General features: G+C 72.4%; 24 protein-coding genes and 1 pseudogene. 19 read left to right on the top strand and 6 right to left on the bottom strand.

Features of this window, described 5'->3' with window-relative positions:
- Nucleotides 1-59: 59 nt before the first annotated feature.
- From BUE44_RS28865 to mqnP, 6 genes are read left to right on the top strand one after another with little or no spacing between them, the layout of a single operon-like run.
- Nucleotides 60-671 carry a TlpA family protein disulfide reductase gene (locus BUE44_RS28865; protein ID WP_073501957.1) on the top strand — a complete coding sequence of 204 codons (612 nt, stop codon included), beginning with the start codon at nucleotides 60-62 and terminating at the stop codon, nucleotides 669-671.
- Between the two features lie 22 nt (nucleotides 672-693).
- The gene (locus BUE44_RS28860; RefSeq protein WP_079190179.1) at nucleotides 694-1,449 is read left to right on the top strand and encodes a cytochrome c biogenesis CcdA family protein; all 756 of its coding nucleotides are present in this window, start codon (nucleotides 694-696) and stop codon (nucleotides 1,447-1,449) included.
- 4 nt (nucleotides 1,450-1,453) lie between these two features.
- Nucleotides 1,454-3,187, top strand: coding sequence for a cytochrome c biogenesis protein ResB (gene resB / locus BUE44_RS28855; protein ID WP_073501956.1), 1,734 nt, complete (start codon nucleotides 1,454-1,456; stop codon nucleotides 3,185-3,187).
- Entirely contained in the window at nucleotides 3,184-4,296 is a 1,113-nt protein-coding gene (gene ccsB / locus BUE44_RS28850) for a c-type cytochrome biogenesis protein CcsB (protein WP_073501955.1), read from the top strand. The genes resB and ccsB overlap by 4 nt, the downstream gene beginning before the upstream one ends.
- Nucleotides 4,297-4,331: 35 nt before the next feature.
- Nucleotides 4,332-5,783 carry a menaquinone biosynthesis decarboxylase gene (locus BUE44_RS28845; protein ID WP_073501954.1) on the top strand — a complete coding sequence of 484 codons (1,452 nt, stop codon included), beginning with the start codon at nucleotides 4,332-4,334 and terminating at the stop codon, nucleotides 5,781-5,783.
- A complete protein-coding gene (gene mqnP, locus BUE44_RS28840) occupies nucleotides 5,780-6,709 on the top strand; it encodes a menaquinone biosynthesis prenyltransferase MqnP (RefSeq protein ID WP_073501953.1) in 930 nt (309 codons plus the stop codon). The genes BUE44_RS28845 and mqnP overlap by 4 nt, the downstream gene beginning before the upstream one ends.
- 42 nt (nucleotides 6,710-6,751) lie before the next feature.
- Here the strand turns inward: mqnP and BUE44_RS28835 are convergent, their stop codons facing one another.
- Both BUE44_RS28835 and BUE44_RS28830 read right to left on the bottom strand, forming a co-directional pair.
- Nucleotides 6,752-7,966 carry a hypothetical protein gene (locus BUE44_RS28835; RefSeq protein ID WP_073501952.1) on the bottom strand — a complete coding sequence of 405 codons (1,215 nt, stop codon included), beginning with the start codon at nucleotides 7,964-7,966 and terminating at the stop codon, nucleotides 6,752-6,754.
- A 262-nt stretch (nucleotides 7,967-8,228) separates the two neighbouring features.
- On the bottom strand, nucleotides 8,229-8,762 hold the full coding sequence (locus tag BUE44_RS28830; RefSeq protein ID WP_079190177.1) for a rhomboid family intramembrane serine protease: 534 nt from the start codon (nucleotides 8,760-8,762) through the stop codon (nucleotides 8,229-8,231).
- 301 nt (nucleotides 8,763-9,063) lie between these two features.
- On the opposite strand from BUE44_RS28830, the gene BUE44_RS28825 reads away from it, so the two are divergent.
- From BUE44_RS28825 to BUE44_RS28800, 6 genes and pseudogenes are all read left to right on the top strand, one after another.
- Entirely contained in the window at nucleotides 9,064-9,780 is a 717-nt protein-coding gene (locus tag BUE44_RS28825; protein WP_235002566.1) for a UbiX family flavin prenyltransferase, read from the top strand.
- Between the two features lie 50 nt (nucleotides 9,781-9,830).
- Nucleotides 9,831-10,288 (top strand): annotated as a pseudogene (locus BUE44_RS28820) (Lrp/AsnC family transcriptional regulator).
- Nucleotides 10,289-10,353: 65 nt separating this feature from the next.
- Nucleotides 10,354-11,517 carry an aminofutalosine synthase MqnE gene (gene mqnE, locus BUE44_RS28815; protein ID WP_073501950.1) on the top strand — a complete coding sequence of 388 codons (1,164 nt, stop codon included), beginning with the start codon at nucleotides 10,354-10,356 and terminating at the stop codon, nucleotides 11,515-11,517.
- Nucleotides 11,518-11,621: 104 nt separating this feature from the next.
- A complete protein-coding gene (locus tag BUE44_RS28810) occupies nucleotides 11,622-12,143 on the top strand; it encodes a GNAT family N-acetyltransferase (RefSeq protein ID WP_073501949.1) in 522 nt (173 codons plus the stop codon).
- A gap of 176 nt (nucleotides 12,144-12,319) precedes the next feature.
- Nucleotides 12,320-12,637, top strand: a complete 318-nt coding sequence (locus BUE44_RS28805) for a DUF4229 domain-containing protein (protein WP_073501948.1) — start codon at nucleotides 12,320-12,322, stop codon at nucleotides 12,635-12,637.
- A complete protein-coding gene (locus BUE44_RS28800; RefSeq protein WP_073501947.1) occupies nucleotides 12,637-13,248 on the top strand; it encodes a TetR/AcrR family transcriptional regulator in 612 nt (203 codons plus the stop codon). The genes BUE44_RS28805 and BUE44_RS28800 overlap by 1 nt, the downstream gene beginning before the upstream one ends.
- Here the strand turns inward: BUE44_RS28800 and BUE44_RS28795 are convergent.
- Complete coding sequence (locus BUE44_RS28795) at nucleotides 13,217-13,795, bottom strand: TIGR03086 family metal-binding protein (RefSeq protein WP_073501946.1); 579 nt, start codon at nucleotides 13,793-13,795, stop codon at nucleotides 13,217-13,219. The two genes, BUE44_RS28800 and BUE44_RS28795, sit on opposite strands and share 32 nt — an antisense overlap.
- 49 nt (nucleotides 13,796-13,844) lie before the next feature.
- On the opposite strand from BUE44_RS28795, the gene BUE44_RS28790 reads away from it, so the two are divergent.
- Nucleotides 13,845-14,297, top strand: a complete 453-nt coding sequence (locus BUE44_RS28790) for a MarR family winged helix-turn-helix transcriptional regulator (RefSeq protein ID WP_073501945.1) — start codon at nucleotides 13,845-13,847, stop codon at nucleotides 14,295-14,297.
- Here BUE44_RS28790 and BUE44_RS28785 read toward each other — a convergent pair.
- Nucleotides 14,278-15,111, bottom strand: a complete 834-nt coding sequence (locus BUE44_RS28785) for a MaoC family dehydratase (RefSeq protein WP_073501944.1) — start codon at nucleotides 15,109-15,111, stop codon at nucleotides 14,278-14,280. The two genes, BUE44_RS28790 and BUE44_RS28785, sit on opposite strands and share 20 nt — an antisense overlap.
- A 1-nt stretch (nucleotide 15,112) precedes the next feature.
- Entirely contained in the window at nucleotides 15,113-16,357 is a 1,245-nt protein-coding gene (locus BUE44_RS28780) for a 3-oxoacyl-ACP reductase (RefSeq protein WP_073501943.1), read from the bottom strand.
- Between the two features lie 82 nt (nucleotides 16,358-16,439).
- Between BUE44_RS28780 and BUE44_RS28775 the strand changes: the two genes are divergently transcribed.
- Entirely contained in the window at nucleotides 16,440-17,720 is a 1,281-nt protein-coding gene (locus BUE44_RS28775; protein ID WP_073501942.1) for an acetyl-CoA C-acetyltransferase, read from the top strand.
- A 422-nt stretch (nucleotides 17,721-18,142) separates the two neighbouring features.
- On the top strand, nucleotides 18,143-20,050 hold the full coding sequence (locus BUE44_RS28770) for an AMP-dependent synthetase/ligase (protein ID WP_073501941.1): 1,908 nt from the start codon (nucleotides 18,143-18,145) through the stop codon (nucleotides 20,048-20,050).
- 89 nt (nucleotides 20,051-20,139) lie between these two features.
- Here BUE44_RS28770 and BUE44_RS28765 read toward each other — a convergent pair whose 3' ends face one another.
- Nucleotides 20,140-20,343 carry a cold-shock protein gene (locus BUE44_RS28765; RefSeq protein WP_033177709.1) on the bottom strand — a complete coding sequence of 68 codons (204 nt, stop codon included), beginning with the start codon at nucleotides 20,341-20,343 and terminating at the stop codon, nucleotides 20,140-20,142.
- Between the two features lie 334 nt (nucleotides 20,344-20,677).
- Between BUE44_RS28765 and BUE44_RS28760 the strand changes: the two genes are divergently transcribed.
- From BUE44_RS28760 to BUE44_RS28745, 4 genes are all read left to right on the top strand, one after another.
- Nucleotides 20,678-21,538 carry a menaquinone biosynthetic enzyme MqnA/MqnD family protein gene (locus BUE44_RS28760; protein WP_073501940.1) on the top strand — a complete coding sequence of 287 codons (861 nt, stop codon included), beginning with the start codon at nucleotides 20,678-20,680 and terminating at the stop codon, nucleotides 21,536-21,538.
- 71 nt (nucleotides 21,539-21,609) lie between these two features.
- Nucleotides 21,610-22,803 carry a cyclic dehypoxanthinyl futalosine synthase gene (mqnC, locus tag BUE44_RS28755; RefSeq protein ID WP_073501999.1) on the top strand — a complete coding sequence of 398 codons (1,194 nt, stop codon included), beginning with the start codon at nucleotides 21,610-21,612 and terminating at the stop codon, nucleotides 22,801-22,803.
- Between the two features lie 70 nt (nucleotides 22,804-22,873).
- On the top strand, nucleotides 22,874-23,581 hold the full coding sequence (locus BUE44_RS28750; protein ID WP_073501939.1) for a demethylmenaquinone methyltransferase: 708 nt from the start codon (nucleotides 22,874-22,876) through the stop codon (nucleotides 23,579-23,581).
- 107 nt (nucleotides 23,582-23,688) lie between these two features.
- The gene (locus tag BUE44_RS28745; RefSeq protein WP_073501938.1) at nucleotides 23,689-25,386 is read left to right on the top strand and encodes a zinc ribbon domain-containing protein; all 1,698 of its coding nucleotides are present in this window, start codon (nucleotides 23,689-23,691) and stop codon (nucleotides 25,384-25,386) included.
- Nucleotides 25,387-25,528 lie beyond the last annotated feature (142 nt).

Genomic DNA, 25,528 nt, shown 5'->3' with positions numbered 1-25,528 from the left:
TTTGGTGCCGGTGTCGGGGGTGTCGAAGATCGCCCGAAGGCCCATGCGAAACTTTTCACATGAGTCCTACGCGCGCCCCTCGACGCCGCCCGCTCCGCAGTGCCGCCGCACTGGTCGGAGCCGCTGTCGTGGCGCTGGCGCTCGCCGCCTGCTCGTCGTCCTCGACCGGCTCGAAATCGGGCAGTTCCAACTTCGTCAGCGGCACCGGCGAGATCACCGTACTCAAGCCCGCGGACCGCAAACCGGCCCCCGACCTGTCGGGGAAGACCGTGGCCGGCGGGCAGGACAGCCTGGCCGCGTACAAGGGCAAGGTCGTCGTCATCAACATCTGGGGCTCCTGGTGCGGCCCCTGCCGCGCCGAGGCCCCGCACCTGGCCGACGTGTCCGCCGCGGACAAGGCCAAGGGGGTGCAGTTCCTCGGCATCAACACCCGGGACCTGACCGCGTCGAACGCCGCCGCCTTCACCAAGCGGTACGGCATCACCTACCCCAACCTGTACGACCCGTACGGCAAGCTGATCCTGCGCTTCCCCAAGGGCAGCCTCAACCCGCAGAGCCTGCCCGCCACGCTCGTCATCGACCGGCAGGGCCGGGTCGCGGCCCGGGCGCTCAAGCCGCTGGGCCAGGACGACCTGAACCAGCTGATCGACCCGATCGCCGCGGAGAAGTGACGTGGGCGGCAACGGCGCGCTGATGGTCCTGGCGGTCGACGAGAACCAGACGGTGCTCACCGGGGCGCTGCTGGCTGCCATCCCGGTCGCGATGTTCGCCGGGCTGATCTCCTTCTTCTCGCCCTGCGTGCTGCCGCTGGTCCCCGGCTACCTGTCGTACGTCACCGGGGTGACCGGCACCGACCTGGCCGAGGCCAGGCGGGGCAGGATGCTGGCGGGCGCGTCGCTTTTCGTGCTCGGCTTCAGCGCCGTCTTCGTCTCCGGCGGCGCCCTCTTCGGCAACTTCGGGCAGACCCTCCAGGTCCACCGGGAGATCCTGACGAAGGTCTTCGGCGCGCTGACCATCGTGCTGGGCCTGGCCTTCATGGGCATCGTCGGCGGGCTCACGCAGCGCGAGTTCCGCTTCCACACCAAGCCGGCGCTGGGCCTGGCGGGCGCGCCGCTGCTCGGCGTGCTGTTCGGGCTCGGCTGGACGCCCTGCGTCGGCCCGACCCTGGGCGCGGTCAACGCGCTGGCCTTTGACGACGCCAGCGCGGGCCGGGGCGCCCTGCTGATGGCGTTCTACTGCGCGGGGCTCGGCGTGCCCTTCATCGTCGCGGCCATAGCTTTCCGCCGTACGCTGGGCGCCTTCGCCTGGGTCAAGCGCCACTACGTGTGGGTCATCAGGACCGGCGGGGTCATGCTCGTGGCGGTCGGCGTCCTGCTGGTCACCGGAGTGTGGGAGCACATCACCTACCAGATGCAGATCTGGTCGAGCAGTTTCACCACAGGGATCTGAACCCATGAGCATCACGGAGAAGACCGAGCGCGAAGACCTCGGCGCGGCGGGGGCGCAGCTGAGCACCGCGCCCGTCGACACCTTCGCGGAGGCGCCCGCGCTCGGGCTGCTCGGCTGGCTGCGCTGGATGTGGCGGCAGCTCACCTCGATGCGGGTCGCGCTGATCCTGCTGTTCCTGCTGTCGCTCGCCGCGATCCCCGGCTCGCTGATCCCGCAGCACAGCGACCAGCTCAAGCTCGAGGCCTTCAAGGCCAAGCACACCACGGTCAGCCCGATATACGAGAAGGTCGGGCTCTTCCACGTCTACAGCTCGCCGTGGTTCGCGGCGATCTACATCCTGCTGTTCGTCTCGCTGGCCGGCTGCATCGTGCCGCGCAGCTGGCAGTTCGTCGGCCAGCTGCGGTCCCGGCCGCCCCGCGCCCCGCGCAACCTCACCCGGCTGCCCGCGTACAGCACCTGGCGCACCGACGCGAGCCCGGAGGAGGTGACCGAGGCGGCCCGCAAGGCGCTGCGCGGGCGCCGCTTCCGTACCAGCGTCACCGACACCTCGGTGGCCGGCGAGAAGGGCTACCTGCGGGAGTTCGGCAACCTCGTCTTCCACGTCTCGCTGTTCGGGCTGCTGATCGCGTTCGCCCTGACGTCGCTGGAGAAGGCGGAGGGCGGCAAGCTGGTCGTCGAGGGCGACGGCTTCGTCAACAACCTCACCCAGTACGACGACTTCAGCGGCGGCACTCTTTACGGGGCCGACGACCTCCAGCCCTTCGGCTTCGACCTGGACAACTTCGAGCAGAAGTACGCCACCAGCGGCCCGGAGAAGGGCACCGCGCTCAAATTCCAGGCGAACATCCACTACTACAGCGGCACGGACGGCAAACCCGTCAAGGGCAAGATCTCGATCAACCACCCGCTGAGCATCGGCGGCGAGAAGGTCTACCTCATCTCGCACGGCTACGCCCCGGTCGTCTCCATCAAGGACGCCAAGGGCAACGTGGTGCGCGAGATCGTGCCGTTCCTGCCGACGGACACCGCCATGACCTCGCCCGGGGTCATCAAGGCGACCGACACGCTCGGCACCGACGGCAAGCCGGACCAGCTGGCCTTCCGCGGCATCTTCACCCCGACGGTCGCCCTGAACGCCACCAGGGGCTGGTACTCGACCTTCCCGACCCTGCAGAAGCCGATGCTGATCCTGAACGCCCTGCACGGCGACCTCGGTATCGACTCCGGCGCCCAGCAGAACGTCTACCAGCTCGACGACACGCACCTGAAGGCGTTCACGAACAGCGACGGCAGCCCGTTCGCCAAGGCGATGCAGATCGGCGACACCATGGTGCTGCCGAACGGCGCGGGCAGCCTCACCTTCGAGGGCGTCAAGACCTGGGCCAGCTTCAGCATCACCCACCAGGCCGGCAACGAGGGCGCCCTGATCAGCGGGGTCGGCGCGATCCTGGGCCTGGCCGGCTCGCTGTTCATCCAGCGCCGCAGGATCTGGGTGCGGGCGGTACGGGCCGAGGACGGCGTGACCGTCGTGGAGATGGGCGGCCTGGGCCGCAGCGAGTCCGCGCGCATCGCCGACGAGATCGGCGACGTGGCCCTGCAACTGCTCCCGGACGCCCCCGTCAGACCCGAGGACGAGGCCGACGGCGAAGCGCCACCCCCGGCGGCCGACGCCGGAGCCGAGAACGAACCCGCAGCCGGGACCACAGCCGTGAACGACGACGAAGGAGCGCGCGCGTGAACATCGCTGCCGCGGTCAACGAGAACTTCGCGAACAACAGCAACTACCTCATCCGGTCGGCGATGTTCGTCTACGCCCTCGCCTTCCTCGCGCACCTCGCGGAGTGGGTCTTCGGCGGGCGCAGCAAGATCGCCGTGCAGTCCGCGGCGCTCATCGAGGAGGCGCAGGCCAAGGAGGCCGAAGCCGAGGCGGCGAAGCAGAAGGCGGCCCGGCAGGTCACCGTGAAGACGGCGGCGGGCAGCACGGTCACCCTGGAGCGCCCCGCGGTCGTCACCCGCGCCTCGGCCAGCGACCGCGGCATCGCGGACGGCCCCGGCGCCGCGGGCGGCGACGAGAAGGGCGACCGCTACGGCCGTATCGCGGTGTCCTTCACGGTGCTCGCCTGGCTGCTGCACGCCTCGGGTGTCGCCTTCCGCGCCGCCTCCGTGCAGCGCGCCCCCTGGGGCAACATGTACGAGTTCTCCACCACCTTCGGCGCGGTCGCCGTGGGCACGTACCTGCTGCTGCTGGCGCTGAAGAAGGACGTCCGCTGGATCGGGCTGTTCCTGACCACCACGGTGCTGCTCGACCTGGGCCTGGCCCTGTCGGTGCTCTACACCTCCAGCGAGCAGCTGGTGCCCGCGCTGCACTCGTACTGGCTGTGGATCCACGTCTCGTGCGCGATCATCTCCGGCGCGATCTTCTACCTGGCCGCGGTCGGCACGATGCTCTTCCTCTTCCGCGACCACTACGAGGTCGCCGTCACCGCGGGCAAGGCGACCGACGGCCGCTGGGGCGACATCATGCGCCGGCTGCCGTCCGCGGCGAGCCTGGACAAGTTCGCCTACCGCATGAACGCCCTGGTCTTCCCGCTGTGGACGTTCACCATCATCGCGGGCGCGATCTGGGCGCAGGCCGCATGGGGCCGCTACTGGGGCTGGGACCCGAAGGAGACCTGGGCGTTCATCACGTGGGTGGCCTACGCCTGCTACCTGCACGCCCGCGCCACGGCCGGCTGGAAGGGCCGCAAGGCGGCGTATCTGGCGCTGGTCGCCTTCGGCTGCTTCCTGTTCAACTACTACGGCGTGAACATCTTCGTCAGCGGCAAGCACTCCTACGCCGGGGTCTGACGAACCTGTCGGAGCGGGATGCGAGACTTGGCGGCATGGCTTACGACGATCTCCGCTCGTTCCTCCGGGCGCTGGAGAAGGAGGGCGACCTGCGGCGGATCACCGCCGAGGTCGACCCGTACCTGGAGGTCGGCGAGATCACCGACCGGGTCAACAAGTCCGGTGGCCCCGCACTGCTCTTCGAGAACGTGCGGGGCTCGGTCGCGCCGCTGGCGATGAATGTCTACGGCACCGACCGGCGGCTGCTCAAAGCGCTCGGCCTGACCGCGTACGGCGACATCGGCGAGAAGATCGCCGGCCTGCTCAAGCCCGAACTGCCGCACGGCTTCGTCGGGGTGCGGGAGGCCTTCGGCAAGCTGGCCGGGATGGTGCACGTGCCGCCGAAGAAGGTCAAGGACGCCCCCGTGCAGGAGGTCGTGCTGACCGGCGACGACGTCGACCTCGACGCGCTGCCCGCGCTGTTCACCTGGCCGCAGGACGGCGGCTCGTTCTTCAACCTGGGCCTGACCCACACGAAGGACCCGGAGAGCGGCGTCCGCAACCTGGGCCTCTACCGGCTCCAGCGGCACGACCGGCGCACCATCGGCATGCACTGGCAGATCCACAAGGACAGCCGCAACCACTACCAGGTCGCGCAGCGCCGCGGCGAGCGGCTGCCGGTCGCCATCGCCTTCGGCTGCCCGCCCGCCGTCACCTATGCCGCGACCGCGCCGCTGCCGGGCGACATCGACGAATACCTCTTCGCCGGCTTCGTGCAGGGCAAGCGGGTCGAGCTGGTCGACTGCAAGACCGTGCCGCTCCAGGTGCCCGCGCAGGCCGAGGTGGTGATCGAGGGCTGGCTGGAGCCCGGCAAGACGCTGCCCGAGGGGCCGTTCGGCGACCACACCGGCTTCTACACCCCGCAGGAGCCCTTCCCCGCGCTGACCGTCGAGTGCGTGACGATGCGCAAGCGGCCGGTCTTCCAGTCGCTGGTGGTGGGCCGGCCGCCGACCGAGGACGGGCCGCTGGGGCGGGCCACCGAGCGCTTCTTCCTGCCACTGCTCAAGATCATCGTGCCGGACATCGTGGACTACCACCTGCCCGAGGCGGGCGGTTTCCACAACTGCGCGATCGTCTCGATCGACAAGAAATATCCCAAGCACGCCCAGAAGACGATGCACGCCGTCTGGGGCGCTCACATGATGTCGCTCACCAAGCTGATCGTCGTGGTGGACGCCGACTGCGACGTCCACGACCTGCACGAGGTCGCCTGGCGGGCGCTGGGCAACACCGACTACTCCCGCGACCTGACCGTCGTGGAAGGACCCGTCGACCACCTGGACCACGCCTCCTACCAGCAGTTCTGGGGCGGCAAGGCCGGGATCGACGCGACCCGCAAACTGCCCGAGGAGGGCTACACGCGGGACGGGGGCTGGCCGGAGATGGTGCTCTCCGACCCGGAGACGGCGGCGAAGGTCGACCGCCGATGGAGGGAGTACGGCCTGTGAGTGCGGAATCCGCCACCCGGGACCTGTTCGGACCGCAGCCGAGCCCGAGCCCCGACAGCCGGGTCAAGGCCTTCCTGCGGCTGGTGATGATCGAGCACTCGGTCTTCGCACTGCCCTTCGCCTACATCGCCGCGCTCACCGCGATGTTCCGCGACGACGGCTCGGTGCACTGGGGCGAACTGCTGCTGATCACCGTGGCGATGGTGGGCCTGCGCACCTTCGCGATGGCCTGCAACCGGATCATCGACCGGGAGATCGACGCCCGCAACCCGCGTACCGCGAACCGTGAACTGGTCACCGGCGCCCTGTCGGTACGGTCCGCGTGGACCGGCGCGCTGATCGCCGTCGCGGTCTTCCTGGGCGCCGCCGCACTGCTCAACCCGCTGTGCCTGGCCCTCGCGCCGGTCGCGGTGGTGCCGATGGTGGTCTACCCGTACGGCAAGCGCTTCACGAACTTCCCGCACGCGATCCTCGGCGTGGCCCAGGCGATGGGCCCGATAGGGGCCTGGCTCGCGGTGACCGGGTCCTGGGCCTGGCAGCCGGTGGTGCTCGGCCTCGCCGTCGGCGTGTGGATCGGCGGCTTCGACCTGATCTTCGGCTGCCAGGACGTGGCCGCCGACCGGGCGCACGGCGTGAAGTCGGTGCCGGCCCGCTTCGGCATCCCCGCCGCGCTGCACGGCGCCCGGTTCTGCCACGCCGTCACCACGGCCCTGCTCGTCTGGTACGGAGCGGCCACCCACGCGGGCGGCTTCTGGTGGGCGGGCCTGGCGGTGGTCGCCGGGGCCTTCCTCTACGAGCACTCCATCGTCCGGCCGCACGACCTGAGCCGGCTCAACCGGGCCTTCTTCACCGTCAACGGCGTGATCGGCATCACGCTCTTCGTCTTCGCGCTCCTCGACCTGCTCGCGCGCGGCCTCGGCACCTGAGGCGCCGGGCCGCGCGGGCGGGTCCCGCCGTGCTGGTGCGGATCAGCTGCCGTCGAGCCCGCTGAGGTCCATGTTCAGGCCGGGGAAGGCGTCGGACCCGTCAGCCGTGCCGGAGCCGAACTTGTCGGCCGTCACCTTGAGGTCGCCTATCTGCGACATCAGCGCGCCCATCAGGTCCTGCGGGTTGAGCTGCTGAGCGCCGGACGGCGCCTTGACCGGGTCGGCGCCGCCCTCGACGGACAGGCCCAGCGGCAGCGTGCCGTGGATGGTGTCGTCGAACTGCGCAAGGTCGACGCTGACATGCTCCAGCTCGCCGCCCTTGACGGCGACGTCCAGCGCCACCGTCTTGTTCGGCACGTCGGCCAGGCTCTTCTTCAGGTCGCCGGGCAGCTCCTTGGTCAGCGAACCGAGGCTGCTCTCCAAGTCCTTGGCGAGCGCCCGGGCCGGGACGCTGACCTTGAGGTGGTCGGCGCCGTCCTTCGTCCCGAGGTCGGTGATCGTCGCGTCCTTGGCGAGCGACTGCTGGAGCGGGGCGAGCAGTTGGGCGAAGGTCTTCTTCCCGAGGTCGGTCGGCAGCCCGGTCGGCAGGCCGGAGGGCAGGCCGAAACCGCTCAGCGGGGAGTCGCCGGAGCCGGCGCTGCCCGAGTCGCCGGAGTCGCTGCCCGAGTCGCTGCCCAGGGTCTTGGCGAAGTCCGCGAAGGCCGTGGGGTCGATCGAGACCCAGCCGCCCTTCACGAGCGTCTTGAGCGAGCCGAACGAGGACGGCAGGTTGTCGACCGAGCCCAGCATGCCGTTGAGGTCGGACAGGCCCGCGTCACCGGTGGTGTCCAGCGCGGCGAGGCCCTTGATGTCCACCCGGACGTACGCCTTCTGGTCCACCGAGCGCAGCCCGACCAGCGTCTTGCCGTCGGACTTGGCCGAGGCGCCACCGGCTACTTCGAGGCCGAAGGAGGTGGTCTTGTCGTTGCCCGTGAGCTCGGCGAGCGGCTTGCCGGAGCTGAACGACGTCCTGACGCGCAGGCCGGCGAGCATGTCGGCGTCGGCGCGCTTGAAGTCGTCCTGGTCCTTGAGCGCCGCGAATATCTGGTCCGGGGTGCCGTCGAAGGACAGCCCGATCGTCACCGACTTCTGCTCGCCGAGCTTGGTGAAGGCGTTGTTGACCTTGCCCTGCGGGGTGCTGGGCTCCCCGGTGCCGCAGGCGGCCGCCCCGGCGGTTATCAGCGCGACCACTCCGGCTGCGGCGAGACCCTTGCGCATGGTGTTGATGACGAACTCCTAGGACGTCGCGAGCAGATCGCGGAAACGGTGTGAACGGTGGGTACGGGCTGTCGGTGTGGGGGTGACTGAAGAGTAGCTGTGCGGACGCTGTGATCTCGCGGGGTTTCCCGGCCGACTTGCGGTGACCCGCGCTGCCGGAATCCGGCAACAGGCGGGCGGGCGGCGACACGTTCGGCGGCGGTGCGTCCGGCGGCGGCCGGCCGGAGTCCCGGGGAGGCCGGTGGAGTCCTGGGGAGGACGGTCAGGCGGACACGGCGACCGTGCGCTCGCGGAAGAGGAACGCCGCGACCACCCCGCCGACCAGCCCGAACAGATGCGCCTGCCAGGACACCCCGTCGGCCGTCGGCAGCACGCCCCACAGGATGGAGCCGTAGAGCACGCCGACGACCAGGCCGACGACGACGTCCAGCGGTCGCCGGTCCGCGAAGCCGCGGCTCAGCAGATAGCCGAACAGACCGAATATCAGCCCGGACGCGCCCAGCGTGGTGGTGTGCGCGGGGGCGACCAGCCACACCCCGAGGCCGCTGATCACCATGATGGTGAACGCCACCGCGAGATAGCGGCCTATGCCGCGCAGCGCGGCGATGAAGCCCAGCACGAGCAACGGCAGGCTGTTCGACATGAGATGGGCGAAGCCGACGTGCATGAAGGCGGCGGGCACGATGTCCAGCAGCTCGCTGCCCTTGCGCGGGGTGATGCCGAAGGTGTCGAGCCGCTGGCCGCTCACCGCGTTGACACCCTCGATGATCCACAACAGCGCGAGCCAGCCCACCATCAGCGCCGCCGCGCCGGCCACCCGGCTGCCGGCGCGCAGCGGCGCGAGCAGCGTGTCGACCACACCGGCCCGCGGCCGCGCGGCCCGAGCCGCGGTCTGTCCATATGCCACGAAAACCCCCCTGAGTCCCGCGCCCTTCTCCATGAGAACGCCGGCCGCCCGCACCCGGTTCCCGCTTCGGCGGCGCCACCGCCGTCCGGTTACGCTCGTCGGCGTGGACGACTTCCCCGACTTCCCGGATGACGGCACCCCGGACGGCCTCGCGGGCCGCGCCCCGCGGGACCGCACGCGCGCCCCGTGGGTGGTCGGCGTCTCCGGGGCCTCGGGCACGCCCTATGCCGCCGCCGTGCTGCGCGCCCTGCTGCACGCCGGCGAGGACGTCGACCTGGTCGTCAGCCGGGCGGCCAGGCTGACCCTGCTGGACGAGACCGGCGCCGGCTTCCGTGACGCGCACTGGCGCGAGGACCTGGCCGCGCTGCTGGCCCGCGGCGCCGACGGCACCCCGGACCGCTACCCGCCCGCCGACCTGTCGCGCGTACGCCACTGGCCGGCCGGCGACCTGGCCGCCGGACCGTCCTCCGGGTCGTACCCGGCCAAGGGCATGCTGATCGTGCCGGCCAGCACCGCGTGCGTGGCGGGGGTGGCGCTCGGGCTGTCCAAGGACCTGCTCCAGCGGGCCGCGAGCGTCACGCTCAAGGAGCGGCGGCCGCTGGTGGTCGCGGTCCGCGAGACCCCGCTCGGCGGCCAGACGCTGCGCCACCTGGTGGCAATCGACGACGCGGGCGCGATCGTGCTGCCCGCCTCGCCGGCCTTCTACACGGGCGCGGTCCACATCCAGGACCTGGTGGACTTCGTCGCGGGCCGGGTGCTCGACGCGGCGGGCGTACCGCACACGCTGTACCGCCGCTGGCGGGGCGAGCTGGGTGGTGCTGCGCATGAGGCCGGTGCGGCTGCTGGGACGGGTGCGGCCGAGCCGGGACGACCACATGCGCAGGGCACTGACCCGTTCATGCCTTAGATTCGTGTCCAGACAGCGCAGTCGTGGCACGAACGGGAGGGTCCCTACTGATGGACGCGGTGGACAGGCAGCTCATCCAGGCGTTGCGCGAGAACGGCCGGGCGTCCTACGCGGAGCTGGGCCGGCTGGTGGGCCTGTCGGGCCCCAGCGTCACCGACCGCATCAACCGCCTCGAACAGGCCGGGGTGATCACCGGCTACCGCGCCACCGTCGCGCCCGCCGCCCTGGGCCTCGGCGTGACCGCCCTGGTCGGCCTCCAGCTCAGCGACGCCGCCGACCACGAGGACGTGGCGGGCCGGCTGCGCGACCTGGACGAGATCGAGGACTGCTGGTTCATCGCCGGCGACGACTCGTACATGCTCAAGGTCAGGGTCGGCGACGTCGACGGGCTGGAGCACACCATCCGCCGGCTGTCCGGCACCACAAGGGCGTGGCGCGCACCCGGACCACGATCGTGCTGTCCACCAAGTGGGAGAACCGGGTCGGCGCGCTGCCCGAGGAGTCCTGAGCGTAGTGTCGTGAACCGGTCGTGAACCGGTCGGAACCGGCAGCAGCCGGCAGGAGGAGGAGCGCATGGACGCGGGGCTCAAGCGGGAGCTGGAGGAGAAGGTCTACGCCGGCGAGCGGCTGACCCGGGAGGACGGCATCGCCCTCTACGAGTCCGACGACCTGGCCTGGCTGGGCGGGCTCGCGCACCACGTGCGCACGCAGAAGAACGGTGACGTGGTCCACTTCAACGTCAACCGCCACCTGAACATGACGAACGTGTGCACCGCGTCGTGCGCCTACTGCTCCTTCCAGCGCAAGCCCGGCGAGAAGGACGCGTACACGATGCGCATCGAGGAGGCCGTGCGGCTGGCCAAGGCGATGGAGGCCGACAGCCTCACCGAGCTGCACATCGTCAACGGCCTGCACCCCACGCTGCCCTGGCGCTACTACCCGCGCTCGCTCAAGGCGCTCAAGGAAGCGCTGCCCGACGTCTCGCTCAAGGCCTTCACCGCCACCGAGATCCACCACTTCGAGACCATCTCGGGGCTGTCCGCCTCCGACATCCTCGACGAGCTGATCGAGGCCGGCCTCGAATCGCTCACCGGCGGCGGCGCGGAGATCTTCGACTGGGAAGTACGCCAGCACATCGTGGACCACCGCACCCACTGGGAGGACTGGTCCCGCATCCACCGCCTGGCGCACTCCAAGGGCCTCAAGACGCCCTGCACCATGCTCTACGGCCACATCGAGGAGCCCAGGCACCGCGTCGACCACGTCCTGCGGCTGCGCGAACTCCAGGACGAGACCGGCGGCTTCCAGGTCTTCATCCCGCTGCGCTACCAGCACGACTTCGTGGACATGAAGGACGGCAAGGTCCGCAACACCCTCCAGGCCCGCACCACCATGGCCACCGGTGCCGAGGCGCTGAAGACCTTCGCGGTCTCCCGGCTGCTCTTCGACAACGTGCCGCACGTGAAGGTGTTCTGGGTCATGCACGGCCTGTCCACGGCCCAGCTCGCCCTCAACCACGGCGCCGACGACATGGACGGCTCGGTCGTCGAGTACAAGATCACCCACGACGCGGACGACTACGGCACGCCGAACAAGCTGACCCGCGACGACATCCTCGACCTCATCCGCGACGCCGGATTCCGCCCGGTCGAGCGCAACACGCGCTACGAGATCATCCGCGAATACCCCGGGCCCGACGGGTCGCGGCGGGAGTCGCCGCAGCCGATGCGGGTGTGACGGCATGTGCGGCCCGGGGGGTGCGCCCCCGGCGCCGCCGGTCGGCCCGGAGTGTGACCCAGGTCTCATGGCGGCCCTCTTCGCGTAATGGCTACGCTTGGCCTATGACCCTTACGTGCGAGCAGGATCCGGTGATCGACGAGGAACTGCGCGAGGGGATCCTCGCGCTGTGGGCCGACGTGTCCAACGCCGGCGGCGCGGTCGGCTTCGTGCCGCCCGTCGTGCCCGAGGACATCCGTCCCGACCTGGACCGCTCGCTCGCCGCGGTGGCGGACGGGTCGCGGCGGCTGATCGTCGGCCGCGACGAGGAGGGCCGCGTCGCGGCCACCGCCTTCCTCGCGTACAACGAGCACCGGCTCATGACGCACTGGCTGTGGATCTACACGGTGATGGTCCACCCCCGTTACCAGCGGCGCGGCTACGGCCGCACTTTGATGGCGGCGGTCGAGCGGGCCGCCCGCGGCTTCCCCGGCATCGAGGCGATCCGCCTCACCTGCCGCGGCGGCACGGGCGCCGACGCCTTCTACTCCTCCTGCGGCTACAAGGAGGTCGGCCGCGTCCCCGCCGCCATCCGCGTCGCCCCGGGCGACGACCGCGACGACGTCATCATGCTCCGCACGCTGTGACTCCGCCGGTCCGCGAGGGGGCGCCCCCGGGGTGGTGGCGGTTCGTCCCCACACCGCGGCCGGTGGCCGGTTGCGCGCGCCGTTCCCCGCGCCCCTGGTGGGCATCCCCTTGCGGAAGGGGCACCGCGCGAGGGGGTGGGGGTGGGCTCACAGGGGTGCCGTGCTTCACTGGGAGCATGCTCCGATACACCGCCCTGCGCTTCGGCCTCATCGTCGCCAGCTTCGGTGTCATCTGGGGCCTGGTCCGGCTGCACATCCTGCCGGCCGGGCTCGGTGACTCGAACTACCTGTGGGTCGCACTCCTGGCCCTGATCGTGTCCGCCCCGCTGAGCTGGGTCCTGCTGCGCGGGGTGCGCGAGCAGGCCGCGCTGACCGTGTCGCAGAAGGTCGAGCGCACCCGGCTCAACCTGGCCGCCAATGCCGAGCAGGAAGACGCGGCCGACGACGCCGCGCGCGGCGAGGCCGCAAGGGACAGCGCTCCGCGTACCGCGTGATGGCGGCCGCCGGCAGCCGGCGGGTGCCCCGGGCCGAGCGCGAGCGGCAGATGCTCGACGCGGCGGTCGCGACGTTCGCCCGCCGCGGCTACCGGGCCGCGTCCATGGACGGGATCGCCGAGGCGGCCGGGGTAAGCAAGCCCCTGGTGTACCTCTACCTCAACTCCAAGGACGAGCTGTTCTCCGCGTGCATCCGGCGGGAGGCCGCCGCCCTGACCGCCGCCGTACGGGACGCCGTCCAGGACGGTGCCACGCCGGAGGTCCAGTTGCGCAGCGGCCTGCTCGGCTTCTTCGAGCACACCGCGGCCCACCCCGACGGGTGGACGATCCTCTACAGCCAGGCCCGTACGGTCGGCGAGCCGTTCGCGGCGGAGGTCGCCGCGCTGCGGGCGGAGATCGTGGACTTCGTCGCCGCCCTGATCGCGGCGGCCTGCGGGTCGCAGGAGGTCGCCGGGTACGCCCACGCGCTGGTCGGCGCCGCCGAATCGCTGGCGGGGTGGGCGGCGTCGTCCCCTTCCGCCGACCGGTCGCCGAAGGACCTGGCGGCCACCTTGATGACGCTCGCCTGGTCGGGCCTGGCTACGGCCGTACCGCCCGCCCCAGCTTCGTGAGGATGCGGGCCAGCGGGTCGGCCGCCGGGGGAGTGGGCAGCGGCGGGGCGAAGGCCGTGGTCGTGGGCGGGACCGCCAGGGCCAGGGGCAGGGCGGCGTCCAGGAGGTCGGCGTCCGGGGTGAAGGGGACGCCCAGCGCGGTCGCGACGTCCCAGGCGTGGACGACGTAGTCCAGGAAGTGGAAGCCGATGGCCTGGGCGGCGGGGAAGCCCCGGTCCGTGGCGAATTCCGGCAGCGCGAAGGGCCGGCCGCCGTCCGTGACATCCGCGAAGGCGGCGATGACGTCGTCGGCGGCGGCCGCGTAGGCGGCGATCGGGTCGGCGGCCGGGGCGGGCGCCCAGGCCGCGAGGTCGCCGCCGCTGCCCCGTGCGGCGGCGGCGAAGCCGTGGTGCTGCGCGGTCATGTGGGCGAGCAGGTCCGCCAGGTCCCACCCGGCGCACGGCGTGTCCCGTGCCAGATCCGCTACGGTCGTCTGCCGGACGAGCCCGGCGCTGAGCCGGACCGCTTCGGCGTCCAGCGCGCGTATCCGTTCCAGATTTGTACGCATGTGCTTATCGTCTGCTTGTGCACATCATCTGTCAAGGGAGCACCTACGCATGTCCGCCCCGCCCCGCAGGGACCTCGCGGCGATGATCGTCCCGCTCGGCCGCGCGCTGACCGCGGCCGAGCTGCCCGTGCTGCGCGAGCACGGACTGACCATGTGGGCCTACTCCGTCCTGCTGCGGCTCGACGAACGGCCGCTGCGCAGCCAGGCGGCGCTGGCCGACGCGATCGGCGCGGACAAGACCCGGATCATCGACGTCCTGTCCGACCTCGGCGACCGGGGGCTGATCAGCCGCACCCCCGACCCGGCCGACCGCCGGGTCCGCCTGCTGGCCCTGACCCCGCAGGGCCGCCGGGTCCGTGACGCCGCCCAGGCCGCGATCCAGCTCCGCGAGGAGCGGCTGCTGGCCCGCCACCTGACCCCGGCTCAGCGCACGGCCCTGCTCGACGCCCTCCAGGTGCTCGACGCGCTCCCCGCGGAGGCGGTCAGCGACCCGGAGCCGTGACCGTACGGGTGACGCTGCCGCTCACGTGCGGGCCGGCGCCCGAGCGGACCTCGAAGCGGTCGCCCTCGGCGGCGTATTCGACGGTCGACGGCAGCAGGACGGGCCGCCGGAAGTCCGCGGTGACGCCGGTCGCGTCCGGGTGCCGGGCGGCGCACCGGGCGACCGTCCACATGCCGTGGACGATGGCCCGCGGGAAGCCGAACGGGCGGGCGGTCAGGGCCCAGAGGTGGATCGGGTTGTAGTCCCCGCTGACCCGCGCGTGCCGCCGCCCGAGCCCGCCGTCCAGCTTCCACCGGTCCACGACGGGCAGTTGCGCCGTGGGCTCCGCTTCGGTGGCCGCGCCCGCCGGCCCCTGGTCGGGGACGCGGTGCCTGGCCAGGTAGGTGCTGCGGTCCTCCCACACCAGGGCGCCGTCCACCCGTGCCTCGGTCACCATCGTGACCTCCGTGCCGCGCCGGTGCGGGCGCAGTCCGTCCGCGTGCACGGTCAGGTCGGGCCGGTCGGCGAGGGAGAGCGGCCCGTGGGTGCGGATGGTGATCGAGGTGTGGACCAGGCCGAGGAGGGGCAGCGGGAAGGCCCGGTCGGTCATCAGGCGGGCGGCGAGGGGGAAGCCGAGGATGTGCGGATAGGTCAGCGGGACATCGGGGCCGTCCGGCGGGAAGCCGCACACGCGGGCGTAGGCGGCGACGCGCGCCGGGTCGACGCGGACGGCGGTGCCGGTCAGCCGGGTGGGGGGCAGCGGGGCGGCGGGCGAGGGGTGCTTGGCGAGGCCGGTGACGGCGCCGCGAGCCAGGGTCAGCAGGAGCGGCGCCACGTCAGGCGCCCAGCAGGGACTGGCCGCAGACCCTGACGACCTGGCCGTTGACCCCGCCGGAGGCGGGAGAGCCGAGCCAGGCGACGGTCTCGGCCACGTCGACCGGCTGCCCGCCCTGGCCCAGCGAGTTCATCCGGCGGCCCGCCTCGCGGATGACCAGCGGCACGGCCGCGGTCATCCGCGTCTCGATGAAGCCGGGCGCGACCGCGTTGGCGGTGATGCCGCGCCCGCGGACCTCCGTGTCGGCGGCGAGCGCGCGGACGTAGCCGATGACGCCGGCCTTGGAGGCGGCGTAGTTGGTCTGCCCGGTGTTGCCCGCGATGCCGGCGATGGAGGCGGTGCCGACGATCCTGGCGTGCTCGTTGAGCGTGCCGGTCCTGAGCAGGTGGCCGGTCGTGCGGAGCACGCTGCCGAGGTTGACGTCGAGGACGGTGTCCCAGCGGTCGGCCGGCATGTTCGCGAGCCTGCGGTCGCGGGTGATGCCCGCGTTGTGGACGAGGACGTCCAGGCCGTCGGGCAGCGCCGCGGCCATGCGTTCGCCCGCGTCGGACGCGGTGATGTCCAGCGGCAGCGCGCTGCCCCCGAGCCGGGCGGCGACCTCGGCGAGCGCGTCGGCTGCCTGCGGCACGTCGAGCAGGACGACACGGGCGCCGTCCCTCACCAGCGTCTCGGCGACCGCCGCGCCGATGCCGCGGGCGGCGCCGGTGACCAGCGCGGTCCTGGTGCCGCCCGCGGGCACCTCGGGAGCCGGGCCGACCTCGATGACCTGGCCGCTGACGTAGGCGGACTTCGGCGAGAGCAGGAAGTCCAGGGTGGAGCCGGCGTCCGCGCCCGGGGCGAGCCGCACCAGCTGGGCCGTGCAGCCGCGGCCGATCTCCTTGCCCAGTGAGCGTACGAAGCCCTCAAGTGCCTGCTGGGCGGCGGAACGCGCGAGGTCGCCGTCCCGCGGCGGGGTGCCGAGCACCACGATCCGGCCGCACGGGGTGAGGGAGCGGACCAGGGGGTGCAGGGTCGCGTGCACGTCCCGCAGGTCGGCCGGGTCCGCGACGGCGGTGGCGTCCAGGACGACGGCTCCGTAGGTCCCCTGGGCCGGCTTCTCGCCCGCGGCCAGCCGCAGGACCGGTCCCGGCAGGTCGGGAGTCTGCCGCGACCAGCGGCGCAGGGCGGCGGGCTGCGGAAGGCCGAGGCGGCGGGTGACGAAACGGCCGGGGGCCGTGCCGGTCAGGCGGAGATAGCGGTCGGCCATTGGCCTTCTCCTTACTCTGGAGTAAGTTTACCGGCGGTAAGGCTACTGGTGAGTCACGCAGATCGGAAGTTCGGGAGACCGCATGCAGACCGTCCGCCGGGTCGCCGTCATCGCCGGCAACCGCATCCCCTTCGCGCGCGCCGACGGCCCCTACGCCACCGCGTCCAACCAGGACATGCTCACCGCCGCGCTCGACGGCCTGGCCGCGCGCACCGGGCTCGCCGGTGAGCGCGTCGGCGAAGTCGCCGCCGGCGCGGTGCTCAAGCACAGCCGGGACTTCAACCTCGCCCGCGAGAGCGTGCTCGGTTCCGTCCTCGACCCGGCCACGCCCGCGTACGACCTCCAGCAGGCGTGCGGCACCGGGCTGCAGGCCGTCTTCGCGGTCGCCGCGAAGATCGCGCTCGGCGTCATCGACTCCGGCATCGCGGGCGGCGCCGACACCACCAGCGACGTGCCGCTCGGCGTCAACGACGAGCTGCGCCGGACGCTGCTCGCCGCCCGGCGGGCCCGCACGCCGGGCGGCCGCGCCAAGGCGCTGGCCGCGGTAAGGCCGCGGCACCTCGTTCCCGAGATCCCGCGCAATGCCGAGCCGCGCACCGGGCTCTCGATGGGCGAGCACGCGGCGCTCACCGCCGAGCGCTGGCGGATCGGCCGGCGCGAGCAGGACGAACTGGCCGCCGCCAGCCACCAGCGGCTCGCCGCCGCCTACGAGGAGGGCTTCTTCGACCCGCTCGTCACGCCCTACCGCGGGCTCACCCGCGACCAGAACCTGCGGCCCGACTCGACCGCCGACGCACTCGCCCGGCTCCGCCCCGTCTACGGCGGCCCCGACGGCACGATGACGGCGGGCAATTCCACGCCGCTCTCGGACGGCGCCGCCGTCGTCCTGCTCGGGTCCGAGGAGTGGGCCGCCGCGCGCGGCCTCGAACCGCTCGCCTACCTCACCGCGTACGAGACCGCGGCGGTGGACTACGTGTCCGGCGAGGAGGGGCTGCTCATGGCGCCCGCCTACGCGGTGCCCCGCATGCTCGCCCGGGCCGGGCTCGGGCTCGGCGACTTCGACTTCTACGAGATCCACGAGGCCTTCGCCTCGCAGGTGCTCGCCACGCTGGCCGCGTGGGAGGACAAGGCCTACTGCGCGGACCGCCTGGGGCTCGACGCGCCCCTCGGCACGATCGACCGCGGTCGGCTCAACGTGGCCGGCTCCTCGCTCGCCACGGGGCATCCCTTCGCGGCCACCGGAGCGAGGATCGTGGCCACCCTGGCCCAACTCCTGGCTTCCCGGGGGCGCCCCGGGCGCGGCCTCATCTCCGTCTGCGCGGCCGGCGGCCAGGGCGTCACCGCCATCCTCACCCACCCCTGATCCCCACGATGCCGCACCCGCCAGGGGCGCGGGGAACTGCGCGGCCAGCCGTCGCCCGCGCGCGGGTCGTCACCGGCCGAGAGGGGCTGTTGTTGTCGTGTCCGGACCGCCGGCCGGTGGTGGGTTGCGCGCGCAGTTCCCCGCGCCCCCGGGGCGCACCGCCGTGCGCGTGGTCGGCCACCGGCCGGAGGGGGCTGTTGCCGCCTGCCGCGGAGGGTGGCCCCGAAGGGGCGCGGGGAACTGCGCGACCAGCCGTCGCCCGCGCGCGGGTCGCCACCGGCCGAAGGGGGCTGTTCGGTTCATGCCGGACCACCGGCCGGTGGTGGGCCGGTCGTGCAGCCCCGCGCCCCCGGGGAGAGGCGCCCTCAGTGAAGCCCGGCCGCAGGACGTACGTACTGTCGAGAGATCGTTGGAGCCGCCGTATGGCAAGACGCCAGCCGCCGCCCGTCGCGGGCGCCGTGGGGAAGCCGCAGGTCACCGCTGAGGGCGGGCGGGTGGTGCAGGCGGCTGTGCCGCCGTTGGTCGAGCCGCCGCGGCGGGGGAGCCTGGGGGACATACCGTTCGCGAACGCGGACGACGCGCCGGACGACGTGGTGATGAGCCGCAAGGGGCCGGACGGCGTCTGGCGGGACGTCACCGCGGCCGCCTTCCGCGAGGAGGTCGTCAGGACCGCCAAGGGGCTGATCGCGGCCGGGCTGCGCCAGGGCGACCGGCTCGCGGTGATGGCGCGGACGTCGTACGAATGGACGCTGCTGGACTTCGCCGGCTGGGCCGCGGGCCTGGTCACCGTGCCGATCTACCCGACGTCGTCCGCCTCGCAGGCGGAGTGGATCCTGCGGGACTCCGGCGCCGCCGCCTGCGTCGTGGAGAACGTCGGCCAGGCCAGGATGATCAGCGCGGCCCGCGCGGACCTGCCCGCGCTCAAGGAGCTGTGGCAGATCGACACCGGCGCCGTCGGCCAGCTGGCCGCGGACGGCCGTACGCTGCCCGGCGCGCTGGTCACCTCCCGCCGGCAGGCGATGGGCCCGGACACCGTGGCGACGCTGATCTACACCTCGGGCACCACGGGCCGCCCGAAGGGCTGCATCCTCACGCACGGCAACTTCTTCGCCGAGGTCGACAACGCCACCGAGCTGCTGCACCCGGTCTTCAGGTCGGTGAGCACCGAACCCGCCTCGACGCTGCTCTTCCTGCCGCTGTCGCACGTCTTCGGGCGGATGGTCGCGGTCGGTTGCCTGCGGGCCCGCGTACGGCTCGGGCACGCGCCCAGCATCGCCACCGACGACCTGCTGGCCGACCTCGCCGGCTTCCGGCCGACCTTCCTGCTGGCGATCCCGTACGTCCTGGAGAAGGTCTACAACACCGGCCGGGCCACCGCCGAGAGGATCGGCCGGGCCTCGTCCTTCGACCGGGCGGCCCGTATCGCGCAGGCGTACGGCACCGCGGCGGTCGCCCGGCAGACCGGCACCGGACCGGGGCCGGGGCTCGGGCTGCGGCTGGCGCGGGCGCTGTACGACCCGCTGGTCTACCGCAGGATCAGGGCCGCGCTGGGCGGCAGGGTGCGGTACGCGATCTGCGGCGGCTCGCCGCTGGGCTCGCGGCTCGCGGCCTTCTACGCCGGGGCCGGGGTGCTGGTCTTCGAGGGCTACGGCCTGACGGAGACGACCGCCGCCGCCACGGTGACGCCGCCGCTGAGCCCGCGGCTCGGCACGGTCGGCTGGCCGCTGCCCGGCACGGCGGTGCGTATCGCGCCGGACGGCGAGGTGCTGCTGCGCGGCGGGCAGGTCTTCGCCGGGTACTGGAACGACGAGGGGCCCTTCCCGGCCGTGGAGGGCTGGTTCCCGACCGGGGACGTCGGCGAGCTGGACGCGGACGGCTATCTGACGATCACCGGCCGCAAGAAGGAGATCATCATCACCGCGGGCGGCAAGAACGTCGCCCCGGCCCCGCTGGAGGACCGGCTGCGGGCCCACCCGCTGGTCGGCCAGTGCATGGTCGTCGGCGACAACCGCCCGTATGTGACGGCGCTGCTCACCCTGGAGCCGGACGGCCTCGCGCACTGGCGCCGGATGCGCCACAAGGAGGCGGTGCCGCTCGGGGAGCTGGTCGAGGACGCGGAGCTCCTCGCGGAGCTGCAGAAGGCAGTGGACGACGCCAACAGCACGGTGTCGCAGGCCGAGTCGATACGCCGCTTCCGCGTCCTGGCCGCGGACTTCACCGAGGACGGCGGGCATCTGACCCCGTCGATGAAGATCAGGCGGGCCGCGGTGGCCGCGGACTTCGCGGCCGACATCGAGGAGCTCTACCGCCGCGAGGGCCGCCGGGGGTAAGAGGCAGGGGCCGCTTCACCGAAGTGAGGCGGCCCCTTGGTACTGCAGGTTCTGGGCGCGATGCGCCGTCTGGCCGGACTAGTGAAGGACTAGTTCGGGGTGACGTTCTCCGCCTGCGGACCCTTCGGGCCCTGCGTGACGTCGAAGGTCACCGGCTGGTTCTCCTCGAGGGAGCGGAAGCCGGAGGCGTTGATCGCGGAGTAGTGGACGAAGACATCCGGGCCGCCGCCGTCCTGGGCGATGAAGCCGAAGCCCTTTTCAGCGTTGAACCACTTCACGGTTCCGGTAGCCATAAAGCCCTCCTTGGGCCCAAAGGGTTGCCCTGCTCCAGAACCTGCAACTGCGAAGTCTGAAAACTACAAAAGCCTGCGGGTTACATGCTCCGCAGGCTCTGTACTGCAAGGGAAACCAAACTGCAACTTGCGAGGAGAGTAGCACGGTGGGTCTGGGCCGGGGAAGGGTCTCAAGATCCGTTTTTACGGACCACGCCAGGACCGTGCCAGGACCGCCCGAGGGCCGTCCGGCAGACCGCGTGAGGACCGCCCGGCGGACCGCGCGAGGGCGGCGCGCGAGCCGCACGGGGGGCCGTGCGCGGGTCCGGCGGGCACCAGGAGTAGCGTCCAGCAGGTGGACACTTCAGCGCGTACCGACGGCAGCGGTCCGACCCGGCCCCGGGTCGGCCACATCCAGTTCCTCAACTGCGTCCCGCTCTACTGGGGCCTGGCCAGGACCGGCACGCTGCTCGACATGCAGCTCACCAAGGACACCCCGGAGAAGCTGAGCAAGCAGCTCATAGACGGTGACCTGGACATCGGCCCCGTCACCCTCATGGAGTACCTGCGGCACGCCGACGAGCTGGTCGCGCTGCCCGACATCGCGGTGGGCTGCGACGGCCCGGTCATGTCCTGTGTCATCGTCAGCCAGCTGCCGCTGGACCGGCTCGACGGCGAGCGGGTCGCCCTGGGCTCCACCAGCCGCACGTCGGTGCGGCTCGCCGAGCTGCTGCTCACGGAGCGTTACGGTGTGGCCCCCGACTACTACCGCTGCCCGCCCGACCTCGCGCTGATGATGCAGGAGGCGCAGGCCGCCGTCCTCATCGGCGACGCCGCCCTGCGCGCCTCGCTGCACGACGCGCCCCGGCTCGGTCTGGAGGTCCACGACCTCGGGCAGATGTGGAAGGACTGGACCGGGCTGCCCTTCGTCTTCGCGATCTGGGCGGTCCGCCGCGACTACCTGGCCGCGCGCCCCGAGGCGGTCCACGACGTGCACCGCGCCTTCCTGGCCTCCCGCGACCTGTCGCTCGACGAGGTCGAGAAGATCGCCGAGCAGGCCGCGCACTGGGAGGCCTTCGACGCCGACCTGCTGCGCCGCTACTTCACCACCCTCGACTTCTCCCTGGGCGCCGAGCAGCTGGCCGGCATCGGCGAGTTCGCCCGCCGGGTCGGCTTCCCGCGCGAGACCCGGGTGAGCCTGCTGCCCCCGGCCTGATCCGCCGGTCGGCGTAGGCTGACCGGGTCAGCCGTACGCCCCTCGTCTTGCTCCTTCCGGAAGGGACCTCCCTGGTGAGCGACATCGCAGCCGTCCTCGAACGCGCCGCCGACGGCGGCCGTATCACCCCGGAAGAGGCCCTCGTCCTCTACCGCGACGCCCCCCTGCACGCGCTGGGGGCCGCGGCCGACGCCGTGCGCCGCCGCCGGTACGCCGGGACCGAGCACATCGCGACGTACATCATCGAGCGGAACATCAACTACACGAACGTGTGCGTCACGGCGTGCAAGTTCTGCGCCTTCTACGCCGCGCCCAAGGACACGGAGAAGGGCTGGAGCCGCGGCCTGGACGACATCCTGCGCCGGTGCGCGGAGACCGTCGAACTGGGCGGCACCCAGATCATGTTCCAGGGCGGCCACCACCCCGACTACGGCGTCGAGTACTACGAGGAGCACTTCGCCGCGATCAAGCGGGAATTCCCGCAGCTGGTGATCCACTCGCTCGGCGCGTCCGAGATCGAGCACATGTCGCGGATCTCCGGGGTCAGCGCGGAGGAGGCCATCCGCCGTATCCACGCCGCGGGCCTGGACTCCTTCGCCGGCGCCGGCGCCGAACTGCTCCCCGCGCGGCCCCGCAAGGCCATCGCCCCGCTCAAGGAGTCCGGCGAGCGGTGGCTGGAGATCATGGAGACCGCGCACGGCCTCGGCGTGGAGTCCACCTCCACGATGCTGATGGGCACCGGCGAGACGAACGCGGAGCGCATCGAGCACCTGCGGATGATCCGCGACGTCCAGGACCGCACGGGCGGCTTCCGCGCGTTCATCCCGTACACCTACCAGCCGGAGAACAACCACCTCAAGGGCCAGACGCAGGCCACCCTCTTCGAGTACCTGCGGATGATCGCCATCGCCCGTCTCTTCCTCGACAACGTCGCCCACATCCAGGGCTCCTGGCTCACCACCGGCAAGGAGGTGGGGCAGCTGTCGCTGCACTACGGGGCGGACGACCTCGGGTCGGTCATGCTGGAGGAGAACGTCGTCTCCTCGGCCGGGGCGAAGCACCGCTCCAACCGGATGGAGCTCATCCACCTCATCCGGGCGGCCGGGCGCGTGCCCGCGCAGCGCGCGACGACCTACGAGCACCTCGTCGTCCACGACGACCCGGCGAACGACCCGGTGGACGACCACGTGGTCTCCCACCTCTCCTCCACCGCCATCCCGGGCGGCACCGCCCACCCCGAACTCCGGCTCCTGGCTGAGCGTTAGCCGTACGCCGGCGGCCCCCGTGCGCGTCCCCCGAGGAGGGGGCGCCGGCGGGGGCGCATAAGGTGGGAGGGTGACCCGTGCATCCCTGGAGAAGCAGCCGCAGGCAGTGGCCGCGATGTTCGACGACGTCGCCGCCAAGTACGACCTGACCAACGACCTGATGTCGCTCGGGCAGACCCGGTTGTGGCGGCGGGCCGTCGCCCAGGCGCTGGACGTGGCGCCGGGGGAGCGGGTGCTCGACCTGGGCGCGGGGACCGCCACGTCCTCGCTGCCGCTGGCAGCGGCGGGCGCCACCGTGGTGCCGTGCGACTTCTCCCTGGGCATGCTCCGCGAGGGCAAGAAGCGGCACCCCGAACTGCCGCTGACCGCGGGGGACGCGACCCGGCTGCCGTTCGCCGACGGCGTCTTCGACGCCGCGACCATCTCCTTCGCGCTGCGCAATGTGCACGACACCGACGCGGCGCTGCGAGAGATGCTGCGGGTCGTCAGGCCCGGCGGGCGGCTGGTGATCTGCGAGTTCAGCCACCCCACCTTCGGGCCCTTCCGCACCGTCTACACCGAGTACCTGATGCGGGCCCTGCCTCCGGTGGCCAAGTCGGTGAGCAGCAACCCGGACGCGTACGTCTATCTCGCCGAGTCCATCCGCGCCTGGCCCGACCAGAAGGAGCTGGCCGGCCGGATGCAGTACGCGGGCTGGTCAGCGGTGGCCTGGCGGAACCTGACCGGCGGCATCGTGGCGCTGCACCGGGCGAAGAAGGCCGCTCCCGCGGGCGGTTGAACCGTTCTTGAGGAGTGCGGCATTCCGGTGCGGCGGGCGGGGACGGCCCCTTAGTCTGCGGTGTCTGTGCCGGGGAGGCCCGATCCCCGCGACTCCCGGAGTGGCCCATGTCGTTCTGCCCCGCGTGCGGGAACCCGGTCTCCGACACCTCCGCGCGCTTCTGCCCGAAGTGCGGCCGCGAGCTGCCGGGTCCGCCCCCGTCCGCGCCGCCCGCCCCGGTACATGCCGCGCCGCCCGCGCCGCCGGCGTACATGCCCACGGCGACGTATCCCGGTGCGGGACCGGCCTATCCTCCGCCTCCGCCTCCGCCGGCTCCCGGGACGCCGTCGCCGGCCGCGCAGTTCGCCCACCGGGTTTTCACGGGCCGCTGGGACGGCGCGGTGCTGGCCGCGGTCGTGCCCGCGCTCGTGCTGCTGGTGGTGGCCGGCGGTCTGGGCGCCTGGTCGCAGCACGCCCTGCGGGGCTCGGCGGTCGGCTGGTTCAAGCGCAGCCGGATCGCGCTCGCGCTGATCGTCCAGGGCCTCGGCGGCCACCTGAGCACGCACCAGAAAGGCCTGGACCTCGGCGGCAGCGACTCCCTCTGCGCGGGCTCCTCGGAGGACTCCTCCGGCGACTACGGCAGCGGCGACTCGGGTGACTTCGCCGGCTCGGACGGCTCCAGCGACTTCGGCCCGATGTGCGACTCCGCTTCGATGTCGGGCTCGGCGGCGATCGTCCCGCTGACCTTCACCGTGCTGTGGCTGCTCACCCTGGTCCTGGTGCTGCGGTCGATGCGCGGGCGGTACGCGGGTCCCGAGGCGGCGGTCAGGGTCGCGCTGCTCAGCTCGGCGGCGGCGACCGTGCTCAGCTTCGTCGCCCAGGGCAGCCTGGAGGGCGTGGCGATCCACACCGGCCCCTTCCGGGTGATGCTGTGGTCCTTCCTGCTCAGCCTGGTGACCGCGCTGGTCGTCCTCGACGGACCGGCGCTGCGCAGGCGGTCCGGCGCCGCCTGGCGGGTGGTCGGGACCGCGGGGATCGCGCTGCTGGCCACCGTGCTGTTCGCGAGCGCCGTCGTCCTCGTCGTCGCGCTGGGGAACGTGGACAACGGCGTCACCGGCGACGACCTGGTCATCCTGGGCGCCGTGCTGCCCAACCTCGGCCTGTCGGCGCTCGCGCTCGGCTGGGGCGCACCCTTCAGGATCCGCACCGGTGCGGGCGGCAGCGACCACTTCGACCGGCACTTCGGCCTGTCCCAGCTCAGCCACTTCTGGAACGGCTGGGCGACCGTGCTCGCCCTCCTCGGCGGTGCGCTGTGCGCGCTGGTCGTCGGCCTGCTGGCGACCGGGCGCACGCGCGGGCGGGGCGAGCAGTTCGCGGTCGCCGGCGTCCTCACCGCGATGCTCGCCGCGCTGGTGGTGATCGGCGGCGCCAAGAGCGGCGGCTCCAACACGCTGACCGGCGCAGGGGACGGCCTCGTCTCGGCGCAGACCTCGCTGGGCTCCGTGGTGCCGGAGACACTCTTCTTCGCCCTGCTGTGGTCGCTCGGCGGCGTCCTGGCCGCGCCGTACGTCCGCCGCGCCCTCGGCATGGCCCCGCCTCCGGCCGGTCAGGCGGGCTCCTCCCCGTACGCCCCGCCCCCCTTCCCCTACGCCCCGCCGCAGCCGCAGCCGCAGCCGCAGCCGCAGGCCCCGCCGACGCCGCAGCCGCCGCACACTCAGCAGGCGCCGCAGCCCTCCGAGGTCCACGACCTCGGCATCGTCCAGCCGCCCCGGCTGAGCGGCGACGACAGCACCCGTCGCGACGAAGGGGGCGGCCGCCACCGGTAGCGACCCGTCAGGGAGGGACGCGCGGGCCGCCCCACCGGAGCGGCGGGGTCGGGGCTGCTCATAGACTCGGGGCAGCCCGGGTCGCGGCCCGGTGCCGCAGAGCCGCAGAACATCAAGTCGTCCTCGCCCCGAACGGGAGTGC

This window comes from Actinacidiphila paucisporea, from assembly GCF_900142575.1.
In the GTDB taxonomy this organism is placed as follows: Bacteria; Actinomycetota; Actinomycetes; order Streptomycetales; family Streptomycetaceae; genus Actinacidiphila; species Actinacidiphila paucisporea.
Note: the sequence above shows the minus strand (reverse complement) of the source record. Positions and strands in the feature narration are given on the sequence as shown.